At 36.3% G+C, this 17,339-nt stretch carries 11 protein-coding genes, 35 tRNA genes and 1 rRNA gene; 1 reads left to right on the plus strand and 46 read right to left on the minus strand.

What is annotated here, in order from left to right; all coding sequences use genetic code 11:
• Positions 1–179: 179 nt before the first annotated feature.
• Positions 180–632 (plus strand): hypothetical protein, encoded by a 453-nt coding sequence (locus tag QO263_RS14510; RefSeq protein WP_285622963.1) that lies wholly within the window; start codon positions 180–182, stop codon positions 630–632.
• A gap of 396 nt (positions 633–1,028) precedes the next feature.
• Here the strand turns inward: QO263_RS14510 and QO263_RS14515 are convergent, their stop codons facing one another.
• From QO263_RS14515 to rrf, 46 genes are all read right to left on the minus strand, one after another.
• Positions 1,029–2,444, minus strand: coding sequence for an S-layer homology domain-containing protein (locus tag QO263_RS14515; RefSeq protein WP_285622965.1), 1,416 nt, complete (start codon positions 2,442–2,444; stop codon positions 1,029–1,031).
• Between the two features lie 35 nt (positions 2,445–2,479).
• Positions 2,480–4,639: an Eco57I restriction-modification methylase domain-containing protein gene (locus QO263_RS14520; protein WP_285622967.1), complete on the minus strand. Its 2,160-nt coding sequence runs from the start codon at positions 4,637–4,639 to the stop codon at positions 2,480–2,482.
• 25 nt (positions 4,640–4,664) lie between these two features.
• Positions 4,665–5,678, minus strand: coding sequence for a ribonuclease H-like domain-containing protein (locus QO263_RS14525; RefSeq protein WP_285622970.1), 1,014 nt, complete (start codon positions 5,676–5,678; stop codon positions 4,665–4,667).
• Between the two features lie 147 nt (positions 5,679–5,825).
• The gene (locus QO263_RS14530; protein ID WP_285622972.1) at positions 5,826–7,493 is read right to left on the minus strand and encodes a sensor histidine kinase; all 1,668 of its coding nucleotides are present in this window, start codon (positions 7,491–7,493) and stop codon (positions 5,826–5,828) included.
• A gap of 1 nt (position 7,494) precedes the next feature.
• Entirely contained in the window at positions 7,495–8,163 is a 669-nt protein-coding gene (locus QO263_RS14535; RefSeq protein WP_352168881.1) for a response regulator, read from the minus strand.
• Positions 8,163–8,819, minus strand: a complete 657-nt coding sequence (phoU, locus tag QO263_RS14540) for a phosphate signaling complex protein PhoU (RefSeq protein ID WP_285622974.1) — start codon at positions 8,817–8,819, stop codon at positions 8,163–8,165. Before phoU ends, QO263_RS14535 begins: the two co-directional genes overlap by 1 nt.
• Positions 8,820–8,824: 5 nt before the next feature.
• Positions 8,825–9,577, minus strand: coding sequence for a phosphate ABC transporter ATP-binding protein PstB (gene pstB, locus QO263_RS14545; RefSeq protein WP_285622976.1), 753 nt, complete (start codon positions 9,575–9,577; stop codon positions 8,825–8,827).
• A gap of 5 nt (positions 9,578–9,582) precedes the next feature.
• The gene (pstA, locus tag QO263_RS14550) at positions 9,583–10,449 is read right to left on the minus strand and encodes a phosphate ABC transporter permease PstA (RefSeq protein WP_285622978.1); all 867 of its coding nucleotides are present in this window, start codon (positions 10,447–10,449) and stop codon (positions 9,583–9,585) included.
• Complete coding sequence (pstC, locus tag QO263_RS14555) at positions 10,449–11,303, minus strand: phosphate ABC transporter permease subunit PstC (protein ID WP_285622981.1); 855 nt, start codon at positions 11,301–11,303, stop codon at positions 10,449–10,451. Before pstC ends, pstA begins: the two co-directional genes overlap by 1 nt.
• Positions 11,304–11,354: 51 nt before the next feature.
• Positions 11,355–12,233: a substrate-binding domain-containing protein gene (locus QO263_RS14560; protein ID WP_285622984.1), complete on the minus strand. Its 879-nt coding sequence runs from the start codon at positions 12,231–12,233 to the stop codon at positions 11,355–11,357.
• A 212-nt stretch (positions 12,234–12,445) separates the two neighbouring features.
• Positions 12,446–12,521: transfer RNA gene (locus tag QO263_RS14565), tRNA-Phe, on the minus strand.
• Between the two features lie 12 nt (positions 12,522–12,533).
• Positions 12,534–12,610, minus strand: a tRNA-Ile gene (locus QO263_RS14570).
• A 47-nt stretch (positions 12,611–12,657) separates the two neighbouring features.
• Positions 12,658–12,734, minus strand: a tRNA-Ile gene (locus tag QO263_RS14575).
• Between the two features lie 11 nt (positions 12,735–12,745).
• Positions 12,746–12,822 (minus strand) — tRNA-Pro (locus tag QO263_RS14580).
• A 26-nt stretch (positions 12,823–12,848) separates the two neighbouring features.
• A tRNA-Trp gene (locus QO263_RS14585) sits at positions 12,849–12,922 on the minus strand.
• Positions 12,923–12,997: 75 nt separating this feature from the next.
• Positions 12,998–13,074, minus strand: a tRNA-Ile gene (locus QO263_RS14590).
• Positions 13,075–13,084: 10 nt separating this feature from the next.
• Positions 13,085–13,176 (minus strand) — tRNA-Ser (locus tag QO263_RS14595).
• A gap of 9 nt (positions 13,177–13,185) precedes the next feature.
• Positions 13,186–13,274, minus strand: a tRNA-Ser gene (locus tag QO263_RS14600).
• Between the two features lie 15 nt (positions 13,275–13,289).
• Positions 13,290–13,365 (minus strand) — tRNA-Lys (locus QO263_RS14605).
• Positions 13,366–13,508: 143 nt separating this feature from the next.
• Positions 13,509–13,584 (minus strand) — tRNA-Gln (locus tag QO263_RS14610).
• Between the two features lie 50 nt (positions 13,585–13,634).
• A tRNA-Arg gene (locus tag QO263_RS14615) sits at positions 13,635–13,711 on the minus strand.
• 45 nt (positions 13,712–13,756) lie between these two features.
• Positions 13,757–13,830 (minus strand) — tRNA-Gly (locus tag QO263_RS14620).
• A 138-nt stretch (positions 13,831–13,968) separates the two neighbouring features.
• A tRNA-Tyr gene (locus QO263_RS14625) sits at positions 13,969–14,054 on the minus strand.
• Positions 14,055–14,140: 86 nt separating this feature from the next.
• A tRNA-Thr gene (locus tag QO263_RS14630) sits at positions 14,141–14,216 on the minus strand.
• A 152-nt stretch (positions 14,217–14,368) separates the two neighbouring features.
• Positions 14,369–14,445 (minus strand) — tRNA-Asp (locus QO263_RS14635).
• 17 nt (positions 14,446–14,462) lie between these two features.
• A tRNA-Val gene (locus QO263_RS14640) sits at positions 14,463–14,538 on the minus strand.
• A 77-nt stretch (positions 14,539–14,615) separates the two neighbouring features.
• A tRNA-Glu gene (locus QO263_RS14645) sits at positions 14,616–14,690 on the minus strand.
• A 110-nt stretch (positions 14,691–14,800) separates the two neighbouring features.
• Positions 14,801–14,876: transfer RNA gene (locus tag QO263_RS14650), tRNA-Met, on the minus strand.
• Positions 14,877–14,895: 19 nt separating this feature from the next.
• Positions 14,896–14,970 (minus strand) — tRNA-Asn (locus QO263_RS14655).
• Between the two features lie 153 nt (positions 14,971–15,123).
• Positions 15,124–15,199: transfer RNA gene (locus tag QO263_RS14660), tRNA-Phe, on the minus strand.
• A gap of 9 nt (positions 15,200–15,208) precedes the next feature.
• Positions 15,209–15,285 (minus strand) — tRNA-Ile (locus QO263_RS14665).
• A gap of 35 nt (positions 15,286–15,320) precedes the next feature.
• Positions 15,321–15,397 (minus strand) — tRNA-Pro (locus tag QO263_RS14670).
• A 27-nt stretch (positions 15,398–15,424) separates the two neighbouring features.
• Positions 15,425–15,516 (minus strand) — tRNA-Ser (locus tag QO263_RS14675).
• Positions 15,517–15,525: 9 nt separating this feature from the next.
• Positions 15,526–15,614 (minus strand) — tRNA-Ser (locus QO263_RS14680).
• A 15-nt stretch (positions 15,615–15,629) separates the two neighbouring features.
• A tRNA-Lys gene (locus QO263_RS14685) sits at positions 15,630–15,705 on the minus strand.
• A gap of 18 nt (positions 15,706–15,723) precedes the next feature.
• Positions 15,724–15,799: transfer RNA gene (locus QO263_RS14690), tRNA-Gln, on the minus strand.
• Between the two features lie 50 nt (positions 15,800–15,849).
• Positions 15,850–15,926, minus strand: a tRNA-Arg gene (locus tag QO263_RS14695).
• A gap of 45 nt (positions 15,927–15,971) precedes the next feature.
• Positions 15,972–16,045, minus strand: a tRNA-Gly gene (locus tag QO263_RS14700).
• Between the two features lie 137 nt (positions 16,046–16,182).
• Positions 16,183–16,268, minus strand: a tRNA-Tyr gene (locus QO263_RS14705).
• An 86-nt stretch (positions 16,269–16,354) separates the two neighbouring features.
• Positions 16,355–16,430: transfer RNA gene (locus QO263_RS14710), tRNA-Thr, on the minus strand.
• 152 nt (positions 16,431–16,582) lie between these two features.
• Positions 16,583–16,659: transfer RNA gene (locus tag QO263_RS14715), tRNA-Asp, on the minus strand.
• A 17-nt stretch (positions 16,660–16,676) separates the two neighbouring features.
• Positions 16,677–16,752, minus strand: a tRNA-Val gene (locus QO263_RS14720).
• A gap of 77 nt (positions 16,753–16,829) precedes the next feature.
• Positions 16,830–16,904 (minus strand) — tRNA-Glu (locus QO263_RS14725).
• Positions 16,905–16,970: 66 nt separating this feature from the next.
• Positions 16,971–17,059 (minus strand) — tRNA-Leu (locus QO263_RS14730).
• 7 nt (positions 17,060–17,066) lie between these two features.
• Positions 17,067–17,141, minus strand: a tRNA-Asn gene (locus tag QO263_RS14735).
• A 5-nt stretch (positions 17,142–17,146) separates the two neighbouring features.
• Positions 17,147–17,263, minus strand: a 5S ribosomal RNA gene (rrf, locus tag QO263_RS14740).
• Between the last annotated feature and the right edge of the window lie 76 nt (positions 17,264–17,339).

A 17,339-nucleotide genomic window follows, 5' to 3' on the forward strand; every position in this document is an offset into this window, starting at 1 on the left:
GCCAGTGGAGCACAAGGTTGATAAAAGCTGCCGGATTGGACGCACATATGCCGAGTTTCTTTCCTTTGTAGAACAATCAAACTCTTCGGTTGTGGAAATGGACTCAGTTATCGGACGAGTAGATGGCAAAATTTTACTAACTATGATGTTCAAGTCCTGCGATTTGATGGTAGCTTTCATTGGGGATCGAAACACATCACAAGTCGGTGATTGATGTTTTTAATTCAATATACTGCGCGCTAGGCTCAAGGCCTTGTTCCCCATCATCCTCACTAGACAACGGCTCAGAGTTTTCAAACCCGAAGGCGTTGGAGTATGACGCACAGGGTAACCGCAGGACAAGGTTGTATTATTGCGACCCCTGCGCATCATTCCAAAAGCCTAATGTAGAGTTGAATCATGAGTTCATAAGGAAAATACTGACCAAAGGCAGATCCTTTGATGATCTCACGCAAGATGACATCTCACTTATGATGTCACATATCAACTCTTATTCCAGAGAGAAACTGAATGACAAGTCACCATTTGACACATTCGGCTTTCTCTATGGATACGACGTCCTTGAAAAGCTGGGAATTAGCAGGATACCAGCAAACGAAATATTACTTAAACCATCCCTGCTTAAAAAATAGTTTAATCTAATTTCCTGCGAAAGACACAGCTAACTTAACAGTCGTTTTAGGGGGCGCATTTACTCTGACCGAAAAGTCAGATTCTTGTGACCCTTATATGAGTTTGCCCTTTTTTATCGAAAATCAAACCAACTATTACCATTAAATGCTGAACAAACTATGTTTTTTGTACTTTTTCCCTTTTTCAATTTCACCTTTGGAGCAATTAGCTGAAACTCAGTCCAATTTACCCTGACAAAGGTTGTATTTACTTTGTCTATTCACCCCCAAAAACAAAATATCACGGACAAAAAAAAGAACCCAGCAAGATTAAAAGACTTTTTCAAAGCCTAAAATCTGGAGGGTTCTCTTTATTTTAGTTATCGGAGCTTAAAACAGCTATTTCCAGACAGCCCCTTAATAATTTTGCTTCAAACTAAGAACTTCTTTCAATGCTCCTATAAACTGTTCATCATATTTTCTACTATTAAATTTATATGCATCTAAACCTTTTATTTGTTCCCAGCCTTCCCTAAGAATATTTTCAGCATCATCATATTTCTCTAGATTAATAAGTACATGACTTTGATTCATTAATTGCGCAATTCGTATATCAGCATTAGAGCTATTAATATTATCATACAATCTTATTGCCTCACTAACATTTCCTTCCGCCATATGAATCTTAGATTTCATAAATAAAGCGTTATTACTAACCACTTCACTTGATGATGTGCTCTCCCAACGATCTAAAGCTCTTAGCATTATATCTGTGTTTTCGATTAAATCAGAGAACTTTTTAAAGATAATCTGTAGTTCATCGTCAGTTACTATAGCACCATTGGCATATGAAGTAAATATTTCATCTATAAGTTGGGATTGATTATTATAAGCTTTACTCTCATATTTAATGAGGTAATAATTTATCCCAATAATATTGTCATATTTATTTTTCTTTAATTCCTCTATGGTCTTTATAGGATCTGAGTCATATAAATGTTGCTCTTCAAAGGGTATGATACCAACTAGAGACTCATACTCTAGCGTTTCAATAGCCCTTTTATAAAGCAAATCCTTAGCATCGAGCTTTCTATCTATATAGTCTCCAAATAAAGGATATTCCGTAGCGACATTACTGCTTTCTACAAGCGTTATATCTCCAATATATGATTTCTTCTGGTATTCCATATCTTTATATAATCTTTGAATAATTGTAACTGATTCAGCCCTAGTAATATTATTTTCAGGTTTAAATGTTCCGTCTGGATTTCCAAAAATTATTCCATTTCTAGCCATTGATGTAATTTGATTATAGTACTTGTAATTATCATCGATATCATTGAAGCTAATATTCTTTAAATCTATTGGCAAGGTGGTAAAAAAGTAAGTTAAAACTGTTGCTTCTTCTCTAGTTATTTTTTCATTAGGAAGAAAATTATCTCCAGAAAATATATCTTGAAACTTTACATAGCTGTTTTTATTATCTATAAACGACTTAACTCTAGAAATGTGATCATATGCCCAAAAGCCACTATCTATGTCTAAATAGTCAAGAGCCTCATTTTCTAGCTGTTGATCATTGATTATTCCTTGTTTTTTTGCAGTTCTATAAAGTAATGATACATACTCAGCTCTACTTATATCGCCATCTGGATTAAAGGAACCATCTTCATATCCATTTAGCAATTTTACAGTATTGGCTCCCCACATTATAGAATCTTCTGCCCAATGGCCAAAAATATCGTAAAAATACATTCTTGCATATGTAATATTCAAGCTGAAAAATAATAATAAGCATGTAGTTATTGTGACAAATGTTTTTCTTAATCTCATGAAATCCCCCCGTTAATTTATTCGATATATGATTATTATACATATTTATTAATGATGTTAATTTCACTTTTTTCAAGTCCATATAGCCTAAAAAAATAGTTATTTATATAATTGATTTCTTCTTCAATTTCATGCTCTAGATATTTAACGTTACAATTAGACTCTTTGTTCCCTTCTATAGTATCTGTTTGTCCAAGTTCATAATATAAATTCATTATTTTCTTAACTTTATTCTCTATTGACTCCATTTCTACGCCAATTTTAATTTTTAGAGTCATGAGTTTATTAGGATAATATTCATACATACCTTCATTCAACTTTTTTGCAACTGATTTAAAATAAAACTCAAATAGCGAAGAATTTAGGAAGGCTAACAAATATTCTAGAGATATTTTGTTTATATAATTGTCTCTGAGACTTATTATATATACATCAGCACTACAACACATTTCTCCATACTCTATTGTAAATTCATTAGCAGAGGCTTTATAAGGAAATAATATTTTAGGCTGCTTAAAAACCCCAACATCTCGTCCCCATTGAAGTTTATACCACTCCCTTGTACCAGCTAAACATTCTCTCCTATTTTCAAGTCTATTCCTATAAGGTGCAATATGATTTATAGTATTTTTATACTCATCCAAATCATCAATCAAATCTGTGTATAAAACAAATCGTTTACTTTGAATATTTCTAAATTTCCTTACCTCACTATTTTTCACCCAAGGTTTGCAAATATCTTTTTCAAGGCTCTCTCTTTCGATAGTTTTAATATCTACGATAAAAGCCTTATCGCATCCAGTTATTATTCCTTGATTGCATAGGCAAACCTCATCTAAAAGATGTTCACCCTGAGCCTCTATTTTACAAAATAACTGTCTTTCCTCTTCACTTGCCAATAGCCATCCACTATCATCTAGTTTCTCTTGGCTAACATAATATTTTTCAAAATCTCTACTAAGCTCTAGATTCATTTTTTTAGGAAGTATGCCTTCCTTATGTCTATATACTAAAATGTTATCTTTGCTCGACTGTATTTTAAGGAGCTTAATTATTACCGGACTAATACCTATCCCCTTAAAAATATTTACTCCATAAAAATCTATTATCTCTTCTATTTTATATTTATTTTTTAGAAACTTTCTCAGATCCTTGGCTGAAGGTGCTTCAAGAAAATATCTTGATGTTATAAAAATCAACTTCCCATTTTTGTTAAGAAGCTGGTATCCTTTTTTAAAGAAGCAATAGGAAATATCTGCTTTATCTGAATAAACATCATAATATATATCTTGAAGTATTTTTCTATAGTCCTTATCAATGCTTTTATGGCCAATATAAGGAGGATTACCTATTACTAAATCATACTTACCCATGCTGCAATCTTCTAATATCATTTCCTCTAAATAATCTAATAGACTATAGTCCTTTTCCACTACAATGTCTTTATTGAATATATTAATTTCAAGATTGTCTCTTATCTCTCCTTTTAGCATCAGTGAAACTCTTGTCATATAGACTGCAAAGGGATCTATATCAAATCCTGTTAAATTGTTCTTCAATATAAATGAATGAAATCCATCTTTTATCTCTTTTTCTAGCTTAGGATAGTTCTGAATTATAGCTGTACGGTTTTCATCAAATATTTGTTTTATTTTATCATAGGCTTCTAATAAGAAATACCCCGCACCACAGGCTGGATCAACAACACTAAAATATGGATTTTCTATAATTGCTTCATCAGTTATCCCTAAAGAAATCATGTGTTTCACTATATATTCTGGTGTATAAACCTGCCCTAGCAACTTTTCCTGCTTATTGGTAATAAAAGTCTCATAAAGTTCACCTAATGAAAATCTTGCTAATTCGTCTTTATCTATATCTTTAAGTACTTTAACAATATTAATTTTAAGTTCTTCATTTAATAATATCTTGTCATTAAATAATTTGTCTGCTTCCTTAAAATTTCTAGATAAAAATATTGAATATGTTTTTTCAATTAGTTCTACGTCTATGTCTTCTGAACTAATACTCTTATTTTCTTTTAAATATTTAATGCCTAATACTGATTTACCTATAAAAAATAAAATGCTTTTTATTCCTAGGATATAGATATCCACTTGTTCTTTATCTATCTTGTCTAAAGAATCCTTAGCAATTTTTTTTAAGATTAAAGTATAGATATTTTTAGTTCCCACATATTTCCCTCTTTTCTATTACTGACTAAAATTTATTCTTGCTAAGCTCTTGCCATAGATATTTTATCAAAATCTCAATATTATCTGCTAAAATATTACCATTATGGCTAAGTATTAATATATTATCTGGCAAATTATACTTTAATCTATTGATTTCATTAGTATTCAGCTCTAGGACTTTTGAATCATAATATATACATTTGCTCCCATCAGATAGTTTCCCACTTTCTATCTCTAGGCTAATCTGAATCTTGCCTGTTTGTGGACACCATTTGAATGTATGAGAAGTTCCATAATGCATTTCATCTGGTAAATTTAGAGTATTGGTTAAGCCTTCCACATGCATCATATTACCCTTACACTCAATGCTTTCTACTTCAACAGCTATATCAATACTATAATTAAGATATTCTGTTTTAAAATTAATTCTACTTTTATAGTCTATAATATCAAATATCTTCATGATTTTTGGAAGATTATATATATCTTCGTAATTATGCCTTAAAATAATGTCCTTAATATTATTATTTTTTGTTTTAATATACTTATAATACATTTCTACACTTTCTTTACCGCTTATAGTGTCTTCTCGATTTATTCCTAATAATTTTTCTATACTCTTGAGATTATATTTTTCTAGGCCTAATAAGTTTTTCTTATTTCTAATAATCTTTAACATATCGATACTTTGAATATTTTTTATTTGATAATCTATGCTATGATGAACAAGCCTGCAATTAATAAAAGGTATATCAAAAGCATCACCATTAAAAGTAATCATTACTTCAAAATCTGATACATATCTAATAAAATTACATAGTAGATTTTTTTCATCCTTTTCATCATTGCCAAAAAATTGTATGATTTCCGTTTTCGAATTATTAGTATACAAGAGCCCAATTAGAATTATATGATTGTACTTTCTACTAAAACCTGTAGTTTCAATATCCATAAAACAAACTTTTCTATCTGCTATCTGATTTTTAAGCGTATCTGGAATATCAATTTGTTCATCTAATACATGCCTAATAACTTCCATACTTATCTTCCTTTCAATTTCACCATATGTATTACTACGTATTTTAGTAAATTATATCAAAGAAATGTAATTGATGCTATGAAGAGAAAGTATGAAAATAGCTAACTATGCAAAAAAAAATACTACCTAAATGATTTAAATAATCAATTAGGTAGTAAATTTGACTGTGATTTTAGTGCCAACATTGACAGTACTGCTTAATGATATTTTAGCATTATGCCGCTGAACAATATGCTTGACTATGGATAATCCAAGTCCTGTTCCACCTGTAGATTTAATACGGCTCTTGTCTACACGATAAAACCGCTCAAAAATACGATTTTGATATTTCTCTGGAATTCCAATACCAGTATCTTCAACAGATAGTATGGCATATTTATCTTCGGCCTTCACAGTTACAATTACATTACCATTAGGTTTATTGTAGCGAATAGCATTGTCACAAAGATTATATATAAGCTCTTCCATCATACTAGGATTAGCAAATATTTTACATGATTCGCCTACAACCTCCATAGATATTTTTTTCTTTTGAGCAGGCACTAATAGCATGTTTTTACATTCCTTAGCTATCTCTAACAAGTCTACCTGTTCAAGCTGTAGTTCTGCGCTAGTCTCATCTAACTCAGATAGCTTGATGATATCATTTATAAGCAATATTAGACGGGCAGCTTCATTGTGTATTTTTTTAGCAAAATCCTTTATATCTTCTTGCTTTGCTATGCCATTTTCTATTATTTCTGCATATCCAGAAATAGAAGTAAGAGGTGTTTTTAATTCATGAGATACATTTGCCGTAAATTCTCGTCTAATTTTTTCACTTTCCTTTTTTTCTGTGACATCTAACAAGATACACATAACGCCAATAATTTCATCCTTGTCATAGACAGGATTAGTAAAGACCTGTAGGCACTTGCCATTGATAAAAATGTCATCAGATATACTCTCACCTTTAACTGCATAGTTGATGCTGTTGTTTAAAGGCTCATTACGTGAAAGATACAAAATATTCTTACCTAAATAATCTATTTCCTTTGCAGAAAGCAGACGAATTGCACTATGATTAACAGATAAAATATTCTTATCAATACTTAGCAGTAAAAATCCCTCAGACATATTTTCCAATATCATTTGAATTTTATTTTTTTCCTGCTCTATATTCTCCATCTGCCTTATAATACGTATGTTTTGCATTTTAATTATTTTAGCAAAAGGAATCAGTTCATCATAGGCTAAATTGTTCTCTAGTGAGTCTATATTTTCTGCCATTTTTTCGATAGGATTAATGATTCGTTCAGTTAGGGCATTAGAAAGCAAAAGACATAGTAGAAATATAATCATTCCAATCCCTATGATGAGTGGAAAAACTCCTAGAAATAAAGCCAAAATGCTATGAGTCTGTCTTGAAACACGCAAAATGTTACCATCTTGCAATAGCATTGCATAATAAAAGGTATTATTTTCTAAGGTGTTAGAATAACGAACTGCTTCACCTGTACCTGTTTTTATAGCCTCAACAATTTCAGGACGATTACTATGATTATCCATTTGATTAGTATTAGCATCACTTTCATAAATAACCTTACCATCTGGATTAATAATGGTAATACGTATCTCTTGAGACTTAGTTTCATAAAATTGAATATTATGGCCAGAGAGAACATAGTTTTCTCCTAATAGTCCCGCATAAATTCTTAAATCTCTCTTAGTCTGCTGTTCAATAAGTCCATAGTATATCATCATAGTAAATATAGTAGTAAGCAAAATAGATATACCACCAACAAGATATAAATGAAAATTAATTTTTCTCCTCATATCAATCCCCTATTTTATATCCGACATTTCGTACAGTTTTTATTGCTTTTCCTCCTATTCCAAGCTTTTGACGCAGTGTTTTTATGTGCATATCTACAGTTCTGCTTTCTCCCTCAAATTCAAAGCCCCATACCTGCTCCATTATTCTATCTCTTGATAGAACAATTCCTTGATTATGAAGCAAGTATTTGAGCAGTTCAAACTCTTTAAAGGTTAGTTCGCAGTCTTTACCTTTAACTGTAACACGATGCCTTTCATCATCAAGAATAATATCTCCGAAACTCAAGACTCTAATATTATCTGATTGTCGAGCTCGTCGCAATAAAGCCTTAACACGAGAAATTAGTTCCATTACACCAAATGGCTTAGAAATATAGTCGTCAGCACCAGCATCCAACCCCTTTACCTTATCCAGCTCAGTAGTTTTAGCTGTAACCATAATTATTGGTATATTTTTTGTTCTTTCCTGATTACGTAGATTTCTTAAAATACTAATCCCATCTTCATCAGGCAACATAATATCTAGCAAAACAAGATCTGGCAACAGCTCTTTACATGCATTATAAAAATCAGAGCTATTTTCGAAGGATTTTACTATATAGCCACTGCTTTGCAATGCATAACTCTCTAATTCTCGTATGTTTTTATCATCTTCTACAATATAAATCATTATAATATCCTTTCGTTTTTATGTTTTCCTGTTATAGAAAAAGCAACCCATTCTGCAATATTTACTGCATGATCACCTATACGTTCAAAATACTTAGCAACCATTAATAGGTCTACTGCCTGTTCTCCACTTTCAGCATTTTCACGAATTAAAGCAATTAGTTCATTCTTTACAGTATTAAATAAATCATCTACAACATCATCATAATCTTCAACTTCATAGGCTAATACTAAATCACGTGCTACGAAAGCATCAATACTGTCCTTTACCATTTTTGTAGTAGCTTGAGCCATTTGGTGAACATGTTCAAGATTTTTAATGTACTCCTTGTCCTTCAATCTAAGCGTGATTTCTGAAATATCTGAAGCATGGTCGCCTATACGCTCCATATCAGTTATCATTTTTAGTGCAGTGGAAACCAAGCGCAAATCTGATGCTACTGGCTGCTGCTGTAATAATATCTTTAAGCATCTGCTTTCGATTTCCTTCTCTTTTTCATCTATTATTTCATCAAAATTAATTGCTTCCTTTGCCAAAATCTCATCCTTATTAATCAATGCTTCAACTGCTTTTTTAATTGCATTTTCAATGAGTAAACCCATTTCTATTAGCTCTGTGTTTAGTAATTCCAATTCTCTATCAAATCTATTACGCATAACTTTTAACCAAACCTCCCTGTAATATAGTCTTCAGTACGTTTATCCCTTGGCATAGAAAATAATTCCTCAGTAACACCATATTCAATTATCTCTCCAAGCAGAAAGAAAGCTGTTTTATCTGATACCCTAGCTGCCTGCTGCATATTATGCGTAACCATAATAATAGTATAATCATTTTTTAATTCAAGTACAAGGTCTTCAATCTTTGAGGTTGAAATAGGATCTAGGGCTGAGGTAGGCTCATCCATGAGCAGAACCTCTGGGTGGATTGCTAAAGCTCTTGCTATACAAAGCCTTTGCTGCTGTCCACCTGATAAGTCTAGAGCGTTCTTTTTTAATCTGTCTTTGACTTCATCCCATATTGCTGCGCTTTTTAAAGAGGTTTCCACAATTTCGTCTAGCTTCATTTTCGAACGAATTCCATGAGTTCTTGGTCCAAAGGCAATATTGTCATATACACTCATAGGAAAAAGATTAGGTTTTTGAAATACCATACCGACACGCTTACGAAGTTGGTTAATATCTATATCTCCATAAATATTTTCTCCATCAAGAAGTACTTCTCCTGTAATTTTGCAATTTTCTACCAAATCATTCATACGATTAAGAGTTTTTAGTAAAGTAGATTTACCACATCCTGATGGACCGATGAAAGCAGTAATTTCGTTGCTCTGTATTGTCAGATTTACACCTTTAAGTCCCATAAATTCCCCATAATAGAGTTTCAAATCATTTATTTTAAATTTATCTTTCATAGCTGTTATCCTTTCACTATTTTTTTCGCCACGTATGCTGAAAGCCAGTTGATAAATAAAACTATAATAAGTAATACTACAGCTGTAGCATACGCCTTATCAGTATGCAATCCTTCGCTAGAAAGTGCGTACATATGAATGGCAAGGGTCCGTCCTGAGGAAAGTAAATTTGATGGTATTTCAGCTACAGTACCTGCCGTATACATTAGTGCCGCTGTTTCTCCAACAATTCTCCCAATGGCAAGAATAATTCCTGCCAATATTCCAGGAAGAGCAGATGGCAGCACGATTCTAAATACAGTTCTTAATTTTCCAGCACCCAGACCATAGCTACCTTCACGAAATGAATCAGGTACTGCTTTTAATGCTTCTTCAGTAGTACGCATAATTAGTGGCAATATCATAATAGCAAGGGTAAAGGCACCAGCCAGCAATGAAAAACCCCATCCAAGTGTTGTTACAAAAAATAGCAATCCAAATAATCCATATACTATAGAAGGTATACCCGAAAGGGTTTCTGTAGTTAATCGGACTATTCTAGTAATTCTGTTGCCACGTTTAGCATACTCTATCAAATAAATTGCTGAAAAGATTCCTAATGGAACTGCTATAAGCAATGACAGCACAACCATAATTATGGTATTTATTATAGCTGGCATAAGAGAAACATTTTCTGTAGTATATTTCCACGAAAAAAGATCAAGGGAAATATGTGGAACACCTTTAATTAACATATAACCAATTAGAAATAATAGGATTGTAAAAGTCAGAATAGCTGATATTGTCACCATCAAAAACAGTATCATAGATAATGGGTTTTTCTTATATGCCTTTACCTGACTCTTAAAAGTCTGTTTGTTAATATGCTCCATTATATTTTCCTCCTTGTTAGCATCGAAAAAATAAAATTGATGATGAGAATAAATGCGAACAGCACTACTGCTGTAGCAATAAGTGCTCCTCGATGCAAATCGGCCGCATAACCCATTTCTATAACAATATTAGCTGTTAAGGTTCTAATACCCTTCAATAATCCTGCTGGCATTCTCGCTTGATTTCCTGCTACCATAATTACAGCCATAGTCTCACCGATTGCCCTTCCAATTCCAAGCACTATACTTGCAATTATTCCTGATTTTGCAGCAGGTAGAGTCGCGAAAAATATACTTCTCTCTCTACTTGCTCCTAATGATAATGCCCCTTCATAATAGCTATCAGGAACAGCACGAATGGCCGACTCGCTTACTTCAATTATAGTAGGTAGTATCATAATTCCAAGTAAAATAGAGGCTGTTAATATGCTGCTTCCATTACCACCAAATACATTTCTTACAAATGGAACTATTACTACAAGTCCAAAAAATCCATATACAACTGAGGGGATTCCCGCCAACAATCCTACTGCTGGTTTTAAAATTTTATGGATTTTTTTTGGACAAAATTTAGCCATGAAAACAGCTGTTAAAACACCAATTGGTGCACCAATAATAAGTGCACCTATGGTAACATATATGCTGCCAAGTATCATTGGAAAGATACCATAAGCCGCTGGCTCATTTCCTGGTGACCAATCTTTTCCTAAAAGAAATTGAAATACACCTATCTTGCTCATAGCAGGAATACCGTTAGCGAACAGAAAAATACAAATTAATGCTACGGCAATAATAGAAGCTAGAGCAGCGATTAAAAATACATTTTTCATTAATACTTCTTTGAAATTTTTCATATTTTTCTCCTAAACATAAAGGGTTTATTTGACTTTATTTCAATAATTCCATTATTTTGTTTCTTTAATTACTTCATTCCAGCTAGTAAAACTTCCTGTAAAAATACTCTTTACTTCATCACTAGAAATATTGTCTAATGGATTATCAGTATTGACTATAACAGCAATACCATCCAATGCAATTTCAATAGGTGTTAAGCTTGCCTTTTCGCTATCTTTTAATTCACGAGATGCCATACCTATATCGCAAGTTCCATCAATCACTGCTTGAATTCCTGTTGTTGAGTCACTTTGTTGAATTTCAATATTAGCATTGGGATTAACAGATATATAAGCTTCTTTTAATTTCTCCATTATAGGAGTTACAGAAGAAGAACCTGCTACTACAATCTTACCGCTTGGTTTAGTACCGCTATAAGCAAGTGCACTATCATTAATTTGAATGTAGCTTTTAGCTACTACTGATTGTCCATCAGCACTCAGTATGAAATCAATGAAATCTTTCTTCAGTCCAGTTGCCTCGCCTTTTATTGCTATATTAAATGGACGAGAAATTTTATAGGTTCCATTTTTAATATTTTCTACATTTGCAGCAGCATTATCAATATCTAATGCTTTTACACTATCATTTAATGAACCCATAGAAACGTATCCTATTGCATAAAGATCACCTGAAACATTAGTCAACATAACATCAGTTTTGTTTGCAATAGTAGCTTCCTTAGTTGTCTTATCTATTTTTTTTCCATCGCTATCCTTTTCTTCAATTTTAAAAAGCTCTATAAATGCTCCTCTTGTTCCGGAACCATCCTCTCTAGATATAACTGAGATATCTTTACTTGTATTGAATCCGTCTTCTGATTTAGAGCATCCTATAAATAAGGTTGAAGCCAATACTAAAAGTAACATAGCAGATATTGTTTTTTTCATGTTTTATACTCTCCTTTATTTTGTTTTCAATGTCATTATAATTTATATAAGTAAAAAGAAGAGGTAAGGTTATGTAAAATGTAAGTAAAACTTTTCAATAATATGTGGAATATTAAGAAATGTAGTATAGGGAAAGGTAATATTCTATGTATAAGACAATAGATACCAAAAAAAGTTTAAGCGAGATTATCTAATCTCGCTTAAACTTTTTTTGGTGCCCAGAGGCGGAATCGAACCACCGACACGGGGATTTTCAGTCCCCTGCTCTACCTACTGAGCTATCTGGGCAAATGATTATTATGGTGGGCCTTCAGGGATTCGAACCCCGGACCTGCCGGTTATGAGCCGGACGCTCTAACCAACTGAGCTAAAGGCCCTCATAAATATGAAGTATATAATTAGTATCTAATGGGAAAATTATTGATGGTGGGCCTGGGTGGACTCGAACCACCGACCTCACGCTTATCAGGCGTGCGCTCTAACCACCTGAGCTACAAGCCCATCATTTTTATTGGTCGGGGTGGAGGGACTCGAACCCCCGGCCCCATGGTCCCAAACCACGTGCGCTACCAAACTGCGCTACACCCCGATCATTGTAATATTTTATTATAAAATTGGCAGGGGTGGAGGGAATCGAACCCCCACTAATGGTTTTGGAGACCAGTGTGATACCACTTCACCACACCCCTATATCTTAGGTAGAATAATAGCTTTGAATGCCTACATTCCACCAACTTAATTATGCCTTTAATTTAATTACTTAATGGTGGGCCTTCAGGGATTCGAACCCCGGACCTGCCGGTTATGAGCCGGACGCTCTAACCAACTGAGCTAAAGGCCCTAAAAAAACATGGCGGAGAAGGAGGGATTTGAACCCTCGCGCCCCTAAACGAGACCTACTCCCTTAGCAGGGGAGCCTCTTCAGCCACTTGAGTACTTCTCCATATTATTTTGGCGGAGGGGGTGGGATTCGAACCCACGTGGGCTTGCACCCTAACGGTTTTCAAGACCGCCCCGTTATGACCGCTTCGGTACCCCTCCATGTTATTTGTTTAATGGTGACCCATCCGCGATTCGAACGCGGGACACCCTGATTAAAAGTCAGGTGCTCTGCCGACTGAGCTAATGGGTCAATTTTAATTTATTTCTCGGATTCACTACTTTATTATGCTAACTCATTCTAAGCAACTAAGCGATGTACCCCAAATCAAAAGCATGATTTGGGTCCCCTGCTTATGCCGACTGAGCTAATGGGTCAATGTTAGCAGATTATACTGGCTGGGGTAGCAGGACTCGAACCTACGAATGCCAGAGTCAAAGTCTGGTGCCTTACCGACTTGGCTATACCCCAACAATTATTTTTCCTTGAGACAGCTGTAGCAATGTCCACTAGGATTATTATGGCGTACCCACAGGGATTCGAACCCCGGACACACGGCTTAGAAGGCCGTTGCTCTATCCTACTGAGCTATGGGTACATATTATTTTTGCTCTTATTGGATATAATTATATGTTACTTTTTATGGAGCGGGTGAAGGGAATCGGACCCTCGCAACCAGCTTGGAAGGCTGGGGCTCTACCACTGAGCTACACCCGCATGTATTAGTAACTCTATATATTACTTACTTTAGTTGCGGCTTGTTTCTGGGACACCTAAGCGATTCACACCAAACCAAAAGCATGGTTTGGGTTCTCTGCTTATACCACTGAGCTACACCCGCATGTATTTATTTTTTGGTGGAGGGGACTGGATTCGAACCAGTGAAAGCACAGCTAACGGATTTACAGTCCGTCCCCTTTGGCCAACTCGGGAACCCCTCCATATTTTACAGTCTAGTAACACAATTTTGGTGCTCATTGCGTTTGATCTACCTTTAATTTGCTTCGCAAATTAGGTTAGGTCATAATGGAGCTGGTGAAAGGAATTGAACCCTCAACCTACTGATTACAAGTCAGTTGCTCTGCCGATTGAGCTACACCAGCACATTGTCTTTACTTCTCGGATTAACTTTTTTTACTGCATTAACTCCTTATAAGCAACTAAGCGATTCACACCAAACTAAAAGCATGGTTTGGGTTCTCTGCTTATGCCAATTGAGCTACACCAGCATATTGCTTTACATATTAAAAACTATTGGCGACCTGGAAGGGACTCGAACCCTCGACCTCCAGCGTGACAGGCTGGCATTCTAACCAACTGAACTACCAGGCCAAAATGTCAATTATTTATGGTGGGCGCAATAGGGCTCGAACCTATGACCCCCTGCTTGTAAGGCAGGTGCTCTCCCAGCTGAGCTATGCGCCCATAAAATTTTAAATATTGAATTTATGTGATCTTTACAGACACTCCTAAATGTTGTCCTGACGGACAGATACTAAAGTTGGTGACCCTACCGGGATTCGAACCCGGGTTACCGCCGTGAGAGGGCGATGTCTTAACCGCTTGACCATAGGGCCATTATCATTTTAATTGTCCTTATCAGGCTTCTGTTTATTACCTGCACTTATACTGATATAATGGTTTCTCCTACAGACAATCTTAATTTTTGTCCTAAATATGAATTTTATGGTTGCGGGGGCCGGATTTGAACCGACGACCTCCGGGTTATGAGCCCGACGAGCTACCAGCTGCTCCACCCCGCGATGATTTAAATATATTTATTGGCTCCTAGGGTGGGACTCGAACCCACAACCTACCGGTTAACAGCCGGTTGCTCCGCCATTGAGCTACCCAGGAATACTCATGGCTAATTAATTTTTAACTTAGCGACAAAATATATATTATCATATAGGATTGATTATGTCAATAGTATTTGCTTGGTAATTTAAGGTATTGCTTGTGGTGATTAAAAAACCCCCATCATTTTCTATAACGACAAGGGTCTTTAATTGGTGCCCAGAGGCGGAATCGAACCACCGACACGGGGATTTTCAGTCCCCTGCTCTACCTACTGAGCTATCTGGGCAAATAATAATGGTGGGCCTTCAGGGATTCGAACCCCGGACCTGCCGGTTATGAGCCGGACGCTCTAACCAACTGAGCTAAAGGCCCTCATATAATATCACGACTAATTATATTTCTATTATTGGTCGGGGTGGAGGGACTCGAACCCCCGGCCCCATGGTCCCAAACCACGTGCGCTACCAAACTGCGCTACACCCCGATTTAGTATGAAATATATCCAGCCGAATGGCGGAGAAGGAGGGATTTGAACCCTCGCGCCCCTAAACGAGACCTACTCCCTTAGCAGGGGAGCCTCTTCAGCCACTTGAGTACTTCTCCATATTATTTTGGCGGAGGGGGTGGGATTCGAACCCACGTGGGCTTGCACCCTAACGGTTTTCAAGACCGCCCCGTTATGACCGCTTCGGTACCCCTCCATGTTATTTGTTTAATGGTGACCCATCCGCGATTCGAACGCGGGACACCCTGATTAAAAGTCAGGTGCTCTGCCGACTGAGCTAATGGGTCAATGTTAGCAGATTATACTGGCTGGGGTAGCAGGACTCGAACCTACGAATGCCAGAGTCAAAGTCTGGTGCCTTACCGACTTGGCTATACCCCAACAATTATTTTTCCTTGAGACAGCTGTAGCAATGTCCACTAGGATTATTATGGCGTACCCACAGGGATTCGAACCCCGGACACACGGCTTAGAAGGCCGTTGCTCTATCCTACTGAGCTATGGGTACATATTATTTTTGCTCTTATTGGATATAATTATATGTTACTTTTTATGGAGCGGGTGAAGGGAATCGGACCCTCGCAACCAGCTTGGAAGGCTGGGGCTCTACCACTGAGCTACACCCGCATGTATTAGTAACTCTATATATTACTTACTTTAGTTGCGGCTTGTTTCTGGGACACCTAAGCGATTCACACCAAACCAAAAGCATGGTTTGGGTTCTCTGCTTATACCACTGAGCTACACCCGCATGTATTTATTTTTGGTGGAGGGGACTGGATTCGAACCAGTGAAAGCACAGCTAACGGATTTACAGTCCGTCCCCTTTGGCCAACTCGGGAACCCCTCCATATTTTACAGTCTAGTAACACAATTTTGGTGCTCATTGCGTTTGATCTACCTTTAATTTGCTTCGCAAATTAGGTTAGGTCATAATGGAGCTGGTGAAAGGAATTGAACCCTCAACCTACTGATTACAAGTCAGTTGCTCTGCCGATTGAGCTACACCAGCACATTGTCTTTACTTCTCGGATTAACTTTTTTTACTGCATTAACTCCTTATAAGCAACTAAGCGATTCACACCAAACTAAAAGCATGGTTTGGGTTCTCTGCTTATGCCAATTGAGCTACACCAGCATATTGCTTTACATATTAAAAACTATTGGCGACCTGGAAGGGACTCGAACCCTCGACCTCCAGCGTGACAGGCTGGCATTCTAACCAACTGAACTACCAGGCCAAAATGTCAATTATTTATGGTGGGCGCAATAGGGCTCGAACCTATGACCCCCTGCTTGTAAGGCAGGTGCTCTCCCAGCTGAGCTATGCACCCATAAAATTTTAAATATTGAATTTATGTGATCTTTACAGACACTCCTAAATGTTGTCCTGACGGACAGATACTAAAGTTGGTGACCCTACCGGGATTCGAACCCGGGTTACCGCCGTGAAAGGGCGATGTCTTAACCGCTTGACCATAGGGCCTTATTATTTATCATAGTTAATCCTTACAACACTCTTAACTATTGTCCTAGGGACAAATATAATAGCTGGTGCCGGGAACCGGAATCGAACCGGTACGATCTTTGGGGATCGCAGGATTTTAAGTCCTGTGCGTCTGCCTGTTCCGCCACCCCGGCATTTTGCTGGCTCCTAGGGTGGGACTCGAACCCACAACCTACCGGTTAACAGCCGGTTGCTCCGCCGTTGAGCTACCCAGGAATACCATCCAGCAACGCCCTACTCTCCCAGGCGGTTTCCCACCAAGTACCATCAGCGCTGAAGGGCTTAACTTCTGTGTTCGGTATGGGAACAGGTGTGACCCCTTCGCTATTGTCACTGGATTTATGCCCTAAATCATTTGTTCAGAGCTTATATATATTTAGTTTTAAGGTATTTATTTGTACCTTAAAAACTACA

It is taken from the genome of Proteiniborus sp. MB09-C3 (genome assembly GCF_030263895.1).
GTDB lineage: Bacteria > Bacillota > Clostridia > Tissierellales > Proteiniboraceae > Proteiniborus.